This window comes from Deltaproteobacteria bacterium, from assembly GCA_019309545.1.
In the GTDB taxonomy this organism is placed as follows: Bacteria; Desulfobacterota; Desulfobaccia; order Desulfobaccales; family Desulfobaccaceae; genus Desulfobacca_B.
This window is the reverse complement of the sequence record JAFDGA010000034.1, coordinates 1-15,241: the sequence shown is the minus strand read 5'-3', so window position 1 is coordinate 15,241 and position 15,241 is coordinate 1. Positions and strand designations below refer to the sequence as shown.

Sequence of the window (15,241 nt, the reverse complement as noted above, 5' to 3'; positions counted from 1 at the left end):
GCGCCGCCGCAGAACTATCTGTGGCTGCAAGAGCTGCGCAAGGTTCAGGAACTACACTGGAGTCTCAAGGATAACGGCCTAGATATGTTTCGCTTGGATGGCTTTGTGACCTATACGGTCAGAGAGCCGGAGGGGAGATTGGTCTCTTACGATCTCTATCCGCCGGTGATCGAGGAATCCTTTGAGGCGGACGGCACCGTAGCGCTGATTATCAACGACGGCATGCACCGGGTCTATCTGGCCCGGCAGGAGTGGGTGGTGCCCCAGGTGGTCTATGTGCGGGGCGTGCCCAAGGCTTTTCCTTATTATGCTTATCCCCGCCCCCAGGGGTGGGAGGGGCTTGATCTGTTGGCTGAAAATCCTGACCGCCACACGTACCTGAAGAAATGCCACCGGATCCGTCACAATAAGACCCTGTACCGCGACTTTCAAGCGGTCTTCAAAAACGTCGGCGGTTCCCGAAGCGAACTAAACCGTTAACCAGTATCATTCTGGAAAACTCAAGTTTTCCTATCCACCTGGAAGGAGAATCGGGTTTTCGCTAAATTCCAGGAGTTAGCATTAGTTATGATCAATTTAGAAGATTTTCGCTCCGGTCAACACGGCATTCCTTTTTCCTGTATCGACGAACTGCCGCCCTGCTGCTTGGGTTGCATTTATCTGCAGTGGGAGGAATCAACGGTCTGTTTTTGCGACGCACCGTTTTATTACTACTGTTGTTATAACTGGCCTGATAAGCTTCAGGAGGCGGTGCCTCCCTGTCTGCAAGATCAAACCTCGAATATCAATGATGATCGGTAGAGACCAGCCTTTCCCGATAGCTATTGGTGTGGATTTGAGTTAGCCAGTTAATTTGCCTGGTATAGCTTGGGAGGCAGATAATAGGGGTTGTCGAAAATCTTATTGCCCAGAATGATCAGCGGATGAAGGGCCATTATCTCGTCAATTAGCCGCGAGTCAAAATGATGGCGATTATACTGACACAAGCATAAGGAATTATTATTTTTTAAAATAAACTCGTTGAGCCTCATTTCGTACTCAACCAGACGTTCGGAGCCGGGATAACCGCGCAACGCCCAGGTCATTTCTCCGGTGGCCACCAAACCGCTATATCCCTCCCTCACAGCCCGGTCGATTTCCAACTGGACAAAAGCCAGCATCTGGTCGGGACTGAAGCTCTCCTGCTGAATATAAGTCTCATAACGGTTCAGGATTACTAACTGACCGCTGGCCAGATATAAGTCGGGATTCACTCCTATGCGCCAGAAATAGGACAGGATCTCCCGCGCTGGGTGGTTATCCACAATATATATTACCTTGGCCCGACGCTTCAACCCCTGGAGCAAAAACGGCGTCAACACCTCAATGTGCTCATGCAGACTTTCATAGGCAAAACACAGATGCCCGCTGAGCTGATGCTCAGTAAAAACCTCTAGGTTGCCCCGATAGTCCATTTCGCTCTCCTAATAATTGGGGAGTCCGCCCTGCCAATCACTTTGATGAAATTTTCTCTTAAATTTAATCACTAAATTATGTTTGACAAGCTAGACTGACAATAAAATTTATTATTACTTTTTATAAAATAAATGAATTGGTGTCAGAGAAAAACTATTCTTGGGGAGGTGGCAGGGAGTTGTTGGTCCCCCGACCCCCCAAATTAACCCGTTAAATGATCCGAGGAATCTGCCGCAGGCCCGGCGAGTCAAAAGCCGGTTCTTTTCTTGGTGGAAATAGGACATTCTGATATAATTGCTTCACAACCAGCAGAAAAGGAGGGACCACGATGGCTACTTTTTTAATGTTTGGTAAGTACTCCGGAGAGGCCGTAAAGCAGATCAGCAGTGCCCGGACTGACCAGGCTATCAATCTTATTAAGAAATTTGGGGGCGGAGTAAAGGCCATGTACGCCCTGCTCGGAGAAACCGATCTGGTCCTAATTGTAGATTTGCCGGGCGTCGAACAGGCCATGAAGGTTTCGGTGGGCCTGGGTAAACTAACCGGCATTTCCTTTACCACTTCCCCGGCGGTAAGCGTAGAAGAGTTTGATAAGTTAATGGCCGAGGTTTAGCCCCTCTCAAGGACTGATCAGGGACCGGGGTTTTCAGACGTGCGTCCACTAAGCCGCCACCTTAGCCATAAGGGCGGCGGCAAAGGCTCCTGTTAGGTCGAAATTAGCAAAGTCTTTACTTTGGTGGGGCCGACAGATGCGGCTTAGAGACCTTTCCGGGCTTCCCTGATGGTGCGCTCGATCTCCTCTTCCAGAGCCATCGGCAAACCCTCGATCTTGATACTCAAAAACCCCCGGACAATGGTGGAGGCGGCCTCGTCTTCATCCAGACCGCGCGCCATGAGGTATTCAATCTCTTCCTGGGCAATCTTGCCCACCGCGGCTTCGTGCGACATTTCCACTCCGGCCACCTCCCCGGTCAGTTCTGGGATGGCATGAATGATGCCGGTTTCCGAGAGGATTAGCCCCTGACACTCCAGATGGGCCTTGACCTCAGGGACTTTGCCAATTAAGTGCCCCCGGGAGATAGACTTACCCCCGGTAGTTACTGACCGGGCAATGACCTCGGCCCGGGTATGGGGGGCTTCCAGAATGACCCGACCGCCCAGATCCAGTTCAGTATCGGGATGGGCCACGACAATGGATTGCATGGTGGCAACCGCCCCTGGACCGATGAGGCGGACCAAAGGATCCATCTGCACCGATTTTACTGGCTTAAGCAGAATATAATTAGAAATAAAGGTGCCGTTCTCTTCGACTAAAATCGCCGAACGGGGCCGGACATGGATGTCCGCAGCCCAGTTATGGACCATGGTAAAGTTGACCCGGGCCCCGGCCTTAACGTAAAATTCGGAAATGCCCAAATGTAGGCCGGCCCTGACCCCGGGGTGGGTGGTACAACCGGTGATGACATTGAGTTCGGAGCCGGGTTCGGCAATGACGATGTTATGGACATGCTGGGCCAGACCCTCGGTGCGGATATAGAGGCAGGTTTCCACCGGATGGACGATCTTGGCACCGGGCAAGGCCCGGATAAAATAGCCGTTGTCTAAATCCAGGGCGGTTTGGGCAGTGTATTTGTCCGAATCAGGAGACACCAGACGCCAGTAGTAATCCTGCAGCCAGTCATGGCGTTCCAGGGCTTCTTTGATGGGCAGCACTTCGAGGCCGGGTTGGCTGACCTTACAATGCATAACGGACCGGTCAGCCTGGAAAAAAGTGGCGGCATGTTCCTCGTCGGTTAGCTCTATTCCAACCTTAAGTAAGTGGGCCTTCTCGGCCTCATCAAAATTCTGATATTGGTCATCATACGCCCAATCTGTGCCCTGACGAGAAAATTGGGCCAGGTCAACATCCAGCCCTGCGGCCGCCTTTTTATCCCGGCTTTTCACAGCTGCTGCTCTCAGGTCGTCAGGCATCTTACGCACTCCTCGTATCCCTGCTCCTTAATATGCTCCAAGATCTCCCGCGGAATGCCATGACAGGCAATCTGACCGTCACACATCACATGGCCCTTGTCCGCGTTGAGATAATTCAAGATAAACCCGGTGTGAGTAATGATCAGTCCGGATTTTACCCGGTCCATCCGGCGGCGATCCTTTTGCAGCAATCGGCGAATGATCTCCCCCACCATCTGCAAATTTTCTAGATCGACTCCGGACTCCGGCTCATCCAATAATACTAGTGCGGGATCTTGGGCCACCAGTTGTAATAATTCTGATTTTTTGATCTCCCCTCCCGAGAAACCATAATTAATTTCCCGGTCTAAAAAGTCTTCAAAGTCATAGTCGAAGGCCAGCGCCTCGGCCGACTGGCCCCCAGCTCCACAGACCTGCAAAATATCCCGGGTCTTGACCCCGCGGATGGTTGGGGGCCGTTGGAAGGCCAGACCGAGACCCAGGCGGGCCCGCTCATGGGTAGGCAGGTAAGTAATATCCTGCCCCTTAAACAAGATTCGCCCCTGGGCCACTTGATAACGGGCAAAGCCCATCAGGGTCATCAGCAGGGTGGACTTGCCGGAACCGTTTTTCCCGAACAGGGTATGAGTTTCACCTGTCCGGATGTCAAGGTTGATACCCTTCAGGACCTCTTTGTTTGCAATGGTTACCCATAAATCTTCAATCTGAAGCACGGCTTCTCCTGGGGCAGCAATAGCAATCGCTTTCGCCATTAACCGCCTGCGGTATGATTAATAAGCCCTCAAAGCCAAGACCTTGAGGGCTTGATGGAGAAATTCGGCTTACTCATCTGGAGTAAGCCAGGTTAACTTCACCTTGCTATTATTAATTAGCTTCTTTAGGCACAGCCAAGGGTGAAACTTTGGGCGCTAATTTTTGATATTGAATACCAAATGCCCGGGTTTCAAAGACCTTAGGGTTAAAGGCCTTGGTCAGTTCCACTTCTTCCGGAGTAAGAATATGAACGATGCCACTATCGTCAACAATAGCAAAACGCTCACCTTTAGCCAGGCACTGGGAGACGCTCATTTCGCCTTTAAGTGATTTTTTGGAGACACACAGCAACTTGTCAGCCAATGCCGGGGAGGCCACCAAACCAACCACCACTGCCAGGACTAGTCCCATTAAAAGTTTCGACCGCATTCCCTTTCCTCCTTTTTCCTGGTTAAAATTATTGCCTCAGCCACTAAACAAAATAAATGCAAATTTAATAAAACCCTACCAATCACCTGAGGTGAGGGTACTATATACACCCTTATATTTAAAGTCAACAATTTATTTGAGTTGCATGCCGCTTCACCTCTGGATCTGATTTTTGATTGGAAAGGTTTATTGGTAAGGTCCTCTCTTCAGAAATGGGATCTCTTTCCGGTTTACGGAGTGATTTCTTCCTGCTACATTGCGGGCACTATTGACCCTGGAGCTACTACTCCGGCCCCGACCGGTCATTCCGGCCAGCCCCCAAACCGCTTATGGCTTGAAATATCTTGAAGTATAAAAAAAATAGGCTGACCTTCCAAAGATATCAAATGCTCTAGAAGGATTAAGGCATGCTTAGAAGCAGTCTAAGGCTATGGTTGCCGATCTTCCTGACGGCCTTGACTATGGGCGCTTGCGGGCCCCAGACTGATCAGGAAATTCGCCTGGGAGTAAATGCCGAACTTACTGGCAGCAAACCGGTACGGGAGATTCCTGCAAAAAAAGCTGCTAACCTACTGGTTACTCAGATAAATCAGGCCGGTGGCCTCCAGGTCGGGGATAAAAAATTACCGTCCGCTTAATCATTGAAGACAATGAAGATCAAGCCGATTCAGCCGCCGCCGTAGCCCAGAAGCCGATCAGTCAGAACGAGGTGCTGGCCACCATCGGGCCCAATGCCTCCGGCAATGCTATTCCGGCGGCGCGCATTTGCGAAATTGATGCTGCTGTTATTGATGACCTTTCGCCCTACCGGGATTATGGGACTGCGGGAGGCGAATGTCTTTAAACCGGCTGAGGAGTCAGGTGCCGTTATTAGAAGTCCTTGAGTTATCACATAATTTTGGCGGATTGAAAGCCCTCACCGATTTTTCCCTGACCGTCGAGACCGGGGAACTGGTAGGCCTGATCGGACCCAACGGCGCCGGCAAATCGACCATCTTGCGGGCCATTTCAGGATTAATTCCGATCTCCCGAGGGTCAATTGCTTTCACCAGCCGCCCTTTAAAGACTCATGCAGCGCATCACATCGCCCAACAGGGTATTGTCCACGTTCCAGAGGGACGCGGGATTTTTGGCAACCTGACGGTTTTGGAAAATCTGCGGCTGGCCACTTACGGACGCCGCGATGATCAGATCAGCCCCGATTTGGAGCACGTACTGAATTTATTTCCACGGTTGGCCGAACGCGGTCATCAATTGGGCAACACCCTGTCCGGAGGGGAACAACAGATGCCGGCCGTCGGCCGCGCCTTAATGCGCCGGTCCCGCCTATTGCTGTTAGATAAGTCCTCGATGGGATTGGCCCCCTTGTTGGTCAGAGAAGTCTTCAAGATCATCAGCGAAGTTAATCGCCAGGGCACTACTGTTCTGTTAGTAGAGCAAAATGCTAATATGGCTCTGACCATTGCACACCGGGGCTATGTTCTGGAAACCGGGCAAATCATCCTGGCAGGCTCAAGTCAGGAACTGGCCCGCGACCCGGTGGTCCGGCAGGCCTACCCGGGCCATTAGCAACTGGAATCAATATCAATCGTCCGTCTCCGTTATTCCTTTGTCGGCCTCAGGAGCTGCAGTCGCGGCGGTCTTATGGAAGCGTTGGCTCAGGCTATCCATAACCACATAGAATACCGGCACAAAGGGGATGGCCACCAGGGTTGAGGCCAGCATGCCGCCGAAGACGACGGTGCCGATGGCCTGCTGGCTGGCCGCACCCGCTCCTCGGGCGATTAACAGCGGCACCACCCCCAAGATAAAAGCGAAAGAGGTCATGACGATAGGGCGGAAACGGCGACGGGTGGCCTCGACCGCGGCCTCGCGACTGGTCATCCCCTCAGCCTGCAGTTCACGGGCGAATTCCACGATCAGGATGGCGTTCTTGCTGGCCAAGGCAATCATCAACACCAAGCCCACCTGAGTGTAGAGATTGTTATCGAAGCCCCGGATGATGAGGGCCAGCAGCACCCCCACCAAGGCCATGGGCACCACCAGGATAACCGCCGCCGGACTGGTCCAGCTTTCATAGAGGGCGGCCAACACCAGGAATACCAGGGTAATGGACAACAGGTAAATAAAATAGGCCTGGTGCCCCACTAGTTTTTCCTGATAAGCGGTGGCGGTCCAGTCGAAGGCCAGGCCCTGAGGCAGATTATTGGCAGCCACCTGCTCCATCAGATTGAGGGCTTGGCCGGAGCTAAAGCCCGGGGCCGCGGCCCCGAATACTGCTGCCGCGGGGTAGAGATTGTAGCGCGTGACCAACTCAGGGCCGAGGGTCCGCTTAACTTCCAGGAGGGTTCCCAGGGGAACCATTTCACCTTGAGCGTTGCGGACGTAGAGGTTTTTAATATCCTCCGGCCTCTTCCGAAAGGGGGCGTCAGCCTGAACATAGACCTGGAAGACCTGGTTGAATTTGTTGAAAAGATTTACATAGGCAGACCCCAGGTAGGCTTGCAGAGTATTGAATACGTTACTGAGCGGGATATTCAGCGATTCTGCCTTGGTCCGGTCAATGTCCAGAAAGAGTTGCGGGCTACGGGCGCTAAAGGTGGTGGCCAGGCCGTACAGGCCGGACTGGCCCCGGCTCGCCCGCAAAACTTCCGTAACCGCCTTCTGCAACTCGGCCAACCCTTGACTTTGGCGGTCTTCGATCATCATCTGGAAACCGCCGGACTGTCCTAAGCCATGGATCGGCGGCGGCACCAAGACCGCGATCTCCGCTTCCTCAATGGTGGCAAACTTATGCCTCAGATTAGCGATGATCCGGTCCTGGCTCAATTGGCTGCCCCGTGTGCTCCAATCCTCATAAGTCACAAAGGAAGTGAAGATATTAGGCACATTAGTCCCATCGAGGATGGAAAAGCCGCCAATGGTCACCCAACCGGCGATTCCTGGGACCTCCTTGATAATAGCATTGACTTTCTCCGAAACCCGGCGCACCCGGGGCTGAGCCGCGGCATCGGGTAATCGGGCCACTACGATCGCATATCCCTGGTCTTCGGTAGGCAGAAAGCCGGTGGCCATTGATGCGAACCGCCACCCGGCAACGGCGATAATCACAAAAAACAATATCATCATCAGGCCGCTCTGGTGCACCATGCGACTGACCAGGCTGACATAAGTGTGCTCAATTAAATCATAGACTTTATTAAATCCACGATAAAACAGGTTGAGTCGTCTCTCCTGATAGGGGCGCAGATACAGTGCGCATTGGGCCGGTTTGAGGGTGAGGGCATTGATGGCACTGATGATGGCGGTGGAGGCAATGACCAGGGCGAATTGCCGGAACAACTGCCCGGTGATGCCGGGCAGAAAGGCGGCGGGCAAGAATACTGCGGTGAGCACCAGGGTTATGCCCAGAACCGGCCCGGTTATCTCCCCCATGGCCTTAATAGTCGCCTCTTTCGGCGGAAGTCCCCTCTCAATATAGTAGGAAGAGTTTTCCACGATGACGATGGCATCGTCGACCACAATGCCAATGGCTAAAATCAGGGCAAACAGAGTCATCAGGTTGACCGTGAAACCGAGCAAGGCCATGGCTGCAAAAGCCCCGATGATGGTCACCGGCACCGTGGTGGCCGGGACCAGCATCGCCCGCCAGTTTTGTAAAAATACCATGATGACAATAAGCACCAGGATGCCAGCTTCAAGTAAGGTGGTGTAAACGGCGTGAATGGCCTCATCGACGAATTTGGTGGTGTCGTAAATAATCTCGTATCTTAAACCTTCCGGGAAGGTCCGGCTCATTTCGGTCATGGCCTGCCGCACCTGGTTGGCGACATTGATAGAATTGGCGCCGGGCAAGGCATAAACCAGGATTTGTGAGGCATGGTGACCGCTTACCCCAGCAAAATTGCTATAATACTGTTGGCTCAGCTCGACCCGGGCAACATCCCGCACCCGAACAATTTCCGCGGTTTCGCCCCGCACGCTTTTGACGATGATATTTTCGAACTGCTCCACGTCCGAGAGTCGGCCCAAGGCATTAATGGTGAATTGGCAGGCTTGGTCCGGGGGCACCGGTGGTCCCCCGAGTTGTCCGGCTGCCACTTGGACGTTTTGCTGCTGGATGGCGTTTACCACATCCAGGGTAGTCAGAGAGTAATCCTGGAGCTTGTTGGGATCCAGCCAGACCCGCATACTATAAGGCCCGGCACCAACAACGTTGATCTGACCGACGCCTGGCAGCCGGGCCAGCGGATATTGCAGGTTGATCACGCCATAATTAGACAGGAAAGTCTCATCGTAGCGATCGTCCTCCGAGTAGAGACTGATCACCAGCAGAATATTGGGAGAGACTTTCTTGATAGTAATTCCCTGGGATTGGACGGTTTCTGGAAGTTGGGGCAAGGCGCTGTTTACCATATTCTGCACCAGGGCCAGTGAGGCATTGAGATCAGTGCCCACCTCAAACGTGACGGTTAAGGTGTAATTTCCGGTACTGGAGCTGGTTGAAGACAGGTAAATGGATTTTTCCACCCCGTTAACCGCCTGTTCAATGGGAATTCCTACCGTATTGGCCACGATCTCGGCGCTGGCCCCCGGATAATTAGTGGTTATCTGGATGGTTGGCGGAACGATTTCTGGATACTGCGCCACCGGCAATGTGAACAGGCAGACCAGACCGAGAAGGATGATGATGATGGCAATCACGTTGGCAAAGATGGGCCGTTCGATGAAAAAGCGGGAGATCATGGGACTGCTTTTTTCGGCTTGGCCTGGTTAGAAGTCATTTCGCCCTTTTGTTCTGAGCCTTCTTGTCCTTCTTGGACCGGGGTCACTGGTTTGCCAGGAATGGCCCGCAACAGCCCGTTGATAATGACACGCTCGTCCCCCGTTAACCCTTCTTCAATAACGCGCCAGTCGTCAACTTTAGCGCCGAGCTGGACCTGACAGCGGACCACTACATTTTGGTCATCAACTAGTAGGACATAGGATCCCTGTTGGTCGTAACCAATGGCCACCTCCGGCACCAGGAGGGCCGACCTTTCTTTTCTCACCGGGATCCGCAGCCGGGCGAATAAGCCGGATAGAATTTTTCCGTCCGGATTGGGGAAGACCCCACGCAACAGCAAGGTGCCGGTGGTTGGACTAAGGCTGATCGCGGCGAAATCTAGGTAACCCTGATGGGGAAAACCCTGTTCGTCAGCCAGTCCTAAATAAACCGGGTATTTTTTATCCTGATTGGATTCACCTTCCTTGGGAGACTCGTCCCTAAGACGCAGTAAGTCTATCTCATTGATATTGAAATAAGCATATATCGGGTCAATCTGATTGATCTCCGCCAGCACCGTTTCCTGGCCAGCGCCGACCAGATTGCCGGGGTCTTTGAGACGGCGATCGATCCGCCCGTCAAAGGGCGCGGTGACCCGGGTATAGCTCAGATCGAGTTTGGCCAGGTCCCGTTGGGCCTTGGCAGCCAGGAGTGCGGCCTGGGCCGCATCCCGCTCATACCGCCAGCGATCGACATCGGTTTGCGCCGCCGCCTTCTGTTCCACCAGCCTCAGGAACCGGGCAAACTCAGTGCGGGCATGGTCGAGACGGGCCTGATTAGCCAGCACTTCGGCTTCCGCCTGCCGAAGTTTGGCTTCGTAAGTATCCTGTTGAATAAGGAACAACAATTGCCCCTTTTTTACGTGTTCGCCGTCCTGGAAGAGCACCTTTTCCAGGTAGCCCTCCACCCGTGCCCGGAGTTCTACGGTATTAAACGCCAGGGTATTGCCGGTAAATTCCAGGTAATCGGTAACCACCTGTTGCTTGGGTAGGGCTACCGTAACCTGAGGAGGGGGCGGCGGCGCATAGGTATTGCTTTCGCCACACCCCATGGTTACTACGATCAGAATCTGGATTATTGCCCACCCAAGACGCCTTAACACCCCAAATGATTCTGGTTTACAAGAAACCATGATTCCAAACTCCAAGTTCGGATAAGAATGAACCAGACATTAATCTGGCGGGGAGGGCACATAGTCTACCGGGGTTAACAATCTTCCCCAGTTAGTACGTTTCGCCATAACTTCTTTGGTCGCGGTCGGGACAAAATCCCGTCCCTGACGAAGCTGCCAACCACCGCCCAGGGCCCGATAGACTCCGACCAGATTGCTGGAGATGTGGCCCATTGTCCTGGCCAGATTGTCTTGCTGTTGAAGCAGGGCTTGTTGGGCGGTCAGGACGGTGGTGAAATCGGTGATCCCCTCCCGATATTGCAGAACCGCCAGATCTAAAGAACGTATGGCCGCGGCCGCGCTTTCCGCCAGAAACTCAGCCCGTTCTTGCGCCCTTAGAAAGGCGATCAGGGCGTCCTCCACCTCTTGTTGCGCCTTCAGAACGGTATTCTGATAAGCGATGAGCCGCTCCTGAAACCGAGCATCCTGGATCCGTACCCGGTTGGTGAGGCGGCCATAGTTAAGAATATTCCATAAAAAGGAGGGGCCGATAGAGCCGGTGCGGCTGCGCCATTCGAACATATCCCCCAAAGAAAAGCTTCTCACATCACTGGCCTGGAAACCGAAGGAGCCGGTCAAGGAAAAAGCCGGGTAGAGATCGGCTTTGGCAATGCCGATTCTGGCACACTGTGATGCGGCTTGCAATTCAGCACGGCGAATATCCGGCCGCCGACGCAGCAGGTCCGCGGGGATGCCGACCACCACTTGGGGCGGGGGCGCGGGAATCTCCGACTTACCGGCCAGCAAGTCGGCCAGTTGACCCGGTGGCCGGCCCAGCAAAATGCTGAGGGCATGTCGGGCCTGACGCAGTTGCGTGTCGAGGGTGGGGATAGTGGCCTGGGTGCTGGCCAGCACCGTCTTGGCCTGCTCCACGTCTCGCTGAGAGGTGGTGCCGCCCTGGAACCGGGCCTCAGCGATCTGCAAACTTTCTTTCTGGAGCTCGACATTGCGGCGAGCAATGCTCAGCCGTTTTTCCAGAGTCCGGCTTAAGATATAAAAAGTCGCCACTTCGGCGGTGAGACTCACCAGGGTACTATCATAATTGGCAATGGTAGCCGCCAGGCTGGCATCGGCGGACTCAATGGCCCGGCGGAATTTGCCCCAGAAGTCGATTTCCCAACTGGCTCCCAACCCGATCTGGGACTGGGCATAGCCTAATTCACTGCCCGGCACCGCCTGTGGCGAGCGCCCACTTTCTCTAATCTTTTCCACCGAGCCGAAGGCTTGTTGAGTCTGGGGAAACAACTCGCCTACCGCGACCCCGAGTTGAGCCCGGGCCTCCAGCACCCGCACCCCGGCGAGGCGCAGGTTCAGGTTCTCCTGATAGGCTAAATCGATGAGCTGGTTGAGAACCGGATCATTGAAAACCTGCCACCAGTCCCGGTACTCTGCAAAATCCGTTTTCACCCGCTTATCATCCACTTCCAGCCAGTTATCCAACACCTTGACCGGAGGCCGCACATAGTCCGGCCCCACTTTGGTGCAACCGTAAGCGAGGACTAAGAGTAGGGCCAGCCCAAAAAATCTGCCCCGGCCCGGATGGCCTGGCCGATTACCATTAAAAATTTTGGGGCTTAGCTTAATCTGGTTGCACAGAGCCATGGTTTTTTGTCCTTATTCACTGGTGACGATGGAAAATTTATCGTGTCAAGATAGATCTGAACTGCTCATCGTAAGTCTTTGACAAGGTTGTCCGGGGGAGAGCGACGGACCTCTCCCTCAATTCGTCCGCCTGCAATGATCCTCCTTAACAGCCAAATCAGCCGCCTCGTGGAAAAAGCAGAGCTTACAGAATTGTGATATTCGAGGCAGCCAGGCTATTCCCCTGCCCCCCAGCCTTCCTTTAATGAACCAGTATCATAGTTGACTTTACCGCAAATGAAAAGCAAAAAACTAATAACTATGGATGTCGATTACTATCAGGATAGATAATAATGCTCTGATTTACTTGCAGGCGCAGAAAAAAAGGCCGGGTACTCAGGCCTTTTGCCATTTGATAGATTTATCCGGCAAACTTTACCAGCTAATCTTAAGTTATTTCTGATCAGCTTTATTCGGCGTGTTGGGAACCGCGCAGTTTTCTAACTCAGACCCCAGGTAGGCTTGCCGGACCCGGGGATTATCCTGGACCTCGAGAGGGGTGCCCTCGGCAATGATGAGGCCATGATCCAGAACGGTCAACCGTTCGCAGATCCCCATGACAAATTTTATATTGTGTTCGATCAACAAGATGGTGAGCTGATAGCGCTTTCGGAGATTTTGTAAAAATTCCATTAACTCGATGGTTTCCTGGGGGTTGAGTCCGGCGGCTGGTTCATCCAACAGCAGCAATTGGGCCCCGGTAGCCAGGGCCCGGGCAATTTCCAGGCGGCGCTGGTGTCCGTAGGGCAGTTGCCCGGCTTTCTCCTGGGCCTGATCCGGCAGGCCCACCTCCTCCAGCAGGTCCAGGCTGCGTTTCAAGTCCTGGCTTTCTTCACGAATAAAGCGGGGCAGCCGGCCGATCGCTTCCCAGAAGCTGGCCCGGGTGCGCCAGTGGCAGGCCACCAAAATATTTTCAAGGACACTCAAATCCCCAAACAGCCGGATATTTTGGAAGGTACGGCCAATACCTCGGTGGGCCAGGCGTTGCGGGGGCAAGTGGGTGATGTCCGCGCCCCGGAAAAAAATCTGGCCGGAGGTTGGCCGCAGAAAACCGCTGATCAGATTAAAGACCGTAGTTTTGCCGGCTCCATTGGGTCCGATAAGGCCGTGCAAAGTTCCCTCTGGCAAACTGAGCCGGAAATTTTCCAAGGCCGTCAGGCCGCCGAAGCGCATGCTTAGATCACGGATCTGCAGCAGGGCCATGGATGTTCCCATAACTAATCCTTATGAGGAAATTTGGGGGAGATAGCTGCCCTGCTGGTACTGTTCCCAGGCCCGCCGGATGACCGTGGCGGTATAATCGGCTAGTTGATAATCCGCCAGTTCAGAGAAGAGCACAAACCGGGCATCAGTAATATCGGAGCCGGTCCGCAGGGGGCCTTGCCGGTATTGGCAGACATAATCGATCAGCACATAATGATAAGGAACCCGCCCTTGGCCATCCCGATAGATGCGCTCCAGGACCGCGGTAATCCCCAGCACCTCGACGGTCAAGGAGGTTTCCTCCATCAGCTCTCGGATCAGAGCCGCTTCCAGAGATTCTCCCACTTCCACGGCACCGCCCGGCAGGCTCCAGGACCCTTGCCCCGGTTCCTGGCCGCGGCGGACCACCAGCACCCTATCCTCTTTAAAAATAACCGCCCCGACGCCGATAATGGGTTGATCAGGATAATGGCGTTTCATGGATTTGGTTTTTTATTTTTACTGATTACTGACTGCTGACCACCGATAACTCATAACTGTAAGTTTGTCAAATTTCTACTCTCAAAGAACGTTTGACCCGGATAGCGGCGGCTCCACCGACCGGACACTTGTTTTCACAGATGCCGCAGCCGATACAACGATCAGTCACCACTAACGGCAGTTTCACGGTGTGGAGCTGACCGTCGATGTCTCGTATCTGCCCGTCATGAAAGATTATGGCCTTGGGAGCTACCGGACAGTGTTCTTCACAGACCAGACAGTCGCGGCCTTCGGTATAGACGATACAGCGAGAGTGATCAATGAAGGCGGTGCCCAAGGGACTCAATTTTTTGACTTCCAGGGGCAAGGCCGGAATGGCACCGGTCGGACAGACCTGGCTGCATAGATTACAGGAATATTCACAATATCCCAGGCGCGGCACCAACCGGGGAGTGTAAAGGCCATCCAGCCCCGCCTCCCACAGAGTAGGCTGAAGACCATTGGTGGGGCAGACTTTCATACACTGACCGCAGCGCACGCAGCGGGCCAGAAATTCGGCTTCCGAACCAGCTCCCGGCGGCCGGATGAGGTATTCCTCCGGGCGGCGGGCCACCGACCCCAAACGGACCACCGGTACCATCGCCACCCCTGCGGCCAAGGCCAGGACTACCTGGCGGCGGCCCAAATCAATGGCGGGTTTGGTGGCTTTGCTGCCCCAGACAAAACTGACCCGATTTTGGGGACAACGGGCCAGACAGGTAAGACATAACTGACATTCGGCGGGTTGATGTCTGGGTGTGGAATCGTTACCGACGGCCCCCATCTTGCACAGTTCTTGACAATCGCCGCAGTCGGGGCAGATATTTACCGGCTGGCGGCGCAGCCAGGCAAATCGAGCCACCAGACCATAAAGCGCCCCCAACGGGCATAAGGCCCGACACCAGAACCGCCGGTCCAGGGCTTCCAGGACAACCACCAGGACAAAGAGCCCCAGGGTCAAAAAGGGCAGCAGGTAAACCAGAGGCTGAAAGGGCAATACGGTCGCTTTCAAGAAGCCATAAAGCGGTTCCGTCACATAGGTGAGGGGTTGGCCCCAGCGATAGGTCTGTAAGGCCACGCTTTCCACCCCGTAACCAAAGGCAGGATAAAAGACCAGGGCTAAGCTGCGATAGAGCAGGCAGAGAGGATCAAATAATCCAGCCAGATTAACGGAGAACAAGGCTCCGGCCAGCAGCAGCAGTAACAGGTAATATTTCACCCGGCGCCACCGCTGGGCAACGCCCTGATCCAGGCGATCCTTAAACAGCAAATGG

At 53.9% G+C, this 15,241-nt stretch carries 15 protein-coding genes; 5 read left to right on the top strand and 10 right to left on the bottom strand.

The window, feature by feature from the left end:
• A partial coding sequence (locus tag JRG72_10065) for a hypothetical protein (protein ID MBW2135550.1) occupies positions 1-480 on the top strand: 480 nt, incomplete at its 5' end.
• 87 nt (positions 481-567) lie between these two features.
• On the top strand, positions 568-801 hold the full coding sequence (locus JRG72_10060) for a hypothetical protein (protein MBW2135549.1): 234 nt from the start codon (positions 568-570) through the stop codon (positions 799-801).
• Between the two features lie 47 nt (positions 802-848).
• Here the strand turns inward: JRG72_10060 and JRG72_10055 are convergent, their stop codons facing one another.
• Complete coding sequence (locus tag JRG72_10055) at positions 849-1,454, bottom strand: MEDS domain-containing protein (GenBank protein MBW2135548.1); 606 nt, start codon at positions 1,452-1,454, stop codon at positions 849-851.
• 329 nt (positions 1,455-1,783) lie between these two features.
• On the opposite strand from JRG72_10055, the gene JRG72_10050 reads away from it, so the two are divergent.
• Complete coding sequence (locus JRG72_10050) at positions 1,784-2,068, top strand: GYD domain-containing protein (protein ID MBW2135547.1); 285 nt, start codon at positions 1,784-1,786, stop codon at positions 2,066-2,068.
• A 143-nt stretch (positions 2,069-2,211) separates the two neighbouring features.
• Here the strand turns inward: JRG72_10050 and JRG72_10045 are convergent, their stop codons facing one another.
• From JRG72_10045 to JRG72_10035, 3 genes are all read right to left on the bottom strand, one after another.
• Positions 2,212-3,426, bottom strand: a complete 1,215-nt coding sequence (locus JRG72_10045; protein MBW2135546.1) for a SufD family Fe-S cluster assembly protein — start codon at positions 3,424-3,426, stop codon at positions 2,212-2,214.
• Positions 3,411-4,139, bottom strand: a complete 729-nt coding sequence (locus JRG72_10040; protein ID MBW2135545.1) for an ABC transporter ATP-binding protein — start codon at positions 4,137-4,139, stop codon at positions 3,411-3,413. The genes JRG72_10045 and JRG72_10040 overlap by 16 nt, the downstream gene beginning before the upstream one ends.
• Positions 4,140-4,290: 151 nt before the next feature.
• Positions 4,291-4,608, bottom strand: coding sequence for a succinylglutamate desuccinylase (locus JRG72_10035; GenBank protein ID MBW2135544.1), 318 nt, complete (start codon positions 4,606-4,608; stop codon positions 4,291-4,293).
• Positions 4,609-5,015: 407 nt separating this feature from the next.
• Here JRG72_10035 and JRG72_10030 point away from each other — a divergent pair, with 407 nt between their 5' ends.
• Complete coding sequence (locus JRG72_10030) at positions 5,016-5,246, top strand: hypothetical protein (GenBank protein ID MBW2135543.1); 231 nt, start codon at positions 5,016-5,018, stop codon at positions 5,244-5,246.
• A gap of 196 nt (positions 5,247-5,442) precedes the next feature.
• Positions 5,443-6,177 carry an ABC transporter ATP-binding protein gene (locus JRG72_10025; GenBank protein MBW2135542.1) on the top strand — a complete coding sequence of 245 codons (735 nt, stop codon included), beginning with the start codon at positions 5,443-5,445 and terminating at the stop codon, positions 6,175-6,177.
• Between the two features lie 15 nt (positions 6,178-6,192).
• Here the strand turns inward: JRG72_10025 and JRG72_10020 are convergent, their stop codons facing one another.
• The 6 genes from JRG72_10020 to JRG72_09995 all read right to left on the bottom strand — a co-directional run.
• The gene (locus JRG72_10020; GenBank protein ID MBW2135541.1) at positions 6,193-9,354 is read right to left on the bottom strand and encodes a multidrug efflux RND transporter permease subunit; all 3,162 of its coding nucleotides are present in this window, start codon (positions 9,352-9,354) and stop codon (positions 6,193-6,195) included.
• On the bottom strand, positions 9,351-10,565 hold the full coding sequence (locus JRG72_10015; protein MBW2135540.1) for an efflux RND transporter periplasmic adaptor subunit: 1,215 nt from the start codon (positions 10,563-10,565) through the stop codon (positions 9,351-9,353). Before JRG72_10015 ends, JRG72_10020 begins: the two co-directional genes overlap by 4 nt.
• 39 nt (positions 10,566-10,604) lie before the next feature.
• The gene (locus tag JRG72_10010; protein ID MBW2135539.1) at positions 10,605-12,206 is read right to left on the bottom strand and encodes an efflux transporter outer membrane subunit; all 1,602 of its coding nucleotides are present in this window, start codon (positions 12,204-12,206) and stop codon (positions 10,605-10,607) included.
• A 432-nt stretch (positions 12,207-12,638) separates the two neighbouring features.
• The gene (locus tag JRG72_10005; GenBank protein MBW2135538.1) at positions 12,639-13,448 is read right to left on the bottom strand and encodes an ABC transporter ATP-binding protein; all 810 of its coding nucleotides are present in this window, start codon (positions 13,446-13,448) and stop codon (positions 12,639-12,641) included.
• A 21-nt stretch (positions 13,449-13,469) separates the two neighbouring features.
• The gene (locus JRG72_10000; protein ID MBW2135537.1) at positions 13,470-13,928 is read right to left on the bottom strand and encodes an NUDIX hydrolase; all 459 of its coding nucleotides are present in this window, start codon (positions 13,926-13,928) and stop codon (positions 13,470-13,472) included.
• Positions 13,929-13,995: 67 nt separating this feature from the next.
• A partial coding sequence (locus tag JRG72_09995) for a 4Fe-4S binding protein (protein ID MBW2135536.1) occupies positions 13,996-15,241 on the bottom strand: 1,246 nt, incomplete at its 5' end.

What these genes read in the sequence shown, in the direction of transcription:
- JRG72_10045 (MBW2135546.1), bottom strand. Translation starts at nt 3,426, where the DNA reads ATGCCTGACGACCTGAGAGCAGCAGCTGTGAAAAGCCGGGATAAAAAG.
- JRG72_10000 (MBW2135537.1), bottom strand. Translation starts at nt 13,928, where the DNA reads ATGAAACGCCATTATCCTGATCAACCCATTATCGGCGTCGGGGCGGTT.
- JRG72_10035 (MBW2135544.1), bottom strand. Translation starts at nt 4,608, where the DNA reads ATGCGGTCGAAACTTTTAATGGGACTAGTCCTGGCAGTGGTGGTTGGT.
- JRG72_10015 (MBW2135540.1), bottom strand. Translation starts at nt 10,565, where the DNA reads ATGGTTTCTTGTAAACCAGAATCATTTGGGGTGTTAAGGCGTCTTGGG.
- JRG72_10060 (MBW2135549.1), top strand. Translation starts at nt 568, where the DNA reads ATGATCAATTTAGAAGATTTTCGCTCCGGTCAACACGGCATTCCTTTT.
- JRG72_10005 (MBW2135538.1), bottom strand. Translation starts at nt 13,448, where the DNA reads ATGGCCCTGCTGCAGATCCGTGATCTAAGCATGCGCTTCGGCGGCCTG.
- JRG72_10010 (MBW2135539.1), bottom strand. Translation starts at nt 12,206, where the DNA reads ATGGCTCTGTGCAACCAGATTAAGCTAAGCCCCAAAATTTTTAATGGT.
- JRG72_10025 (MBW2135542.1), top strand. Translation starts at nt 5,443, where the DNA reads ATGTCTTTAAACCGGCTGAGGAGTCAGGTGCCGTTATTAGAAGTCCTT.
- JRG72_10050 (MBW2135547.1), top strand. Translation starts at nt 1,784, where the DNA reads ATGGCTACTTTTTTAATGTTTGGTAAGTACTCCGGAGAGGCCGTAAAG.
- JRG72_10020 (MBW2135541.1), bottom strand. Translation starts at nt 9,354, where the DNA reads ATGATCTCCCGCTTTTTCATCGAACGGCCCATCTTTGCCAACGTGATT.
- JRG72_10055 (MBW2135548.1), bottom strand. Translation starts at nt 1,454, where the DNA reads ATGGACTATCGGGGCAACCTAGAGGTTTTTACTGAGCATCAGCTCAGC.
- JRG72_10030 (MBW2135543.1), top strand. Translation starts at nt 5,016, where the DNA reads ATGCTTAGAAGCAGTCTAAGGCTATGGTTGCCGATCTTCCTGACGGCC.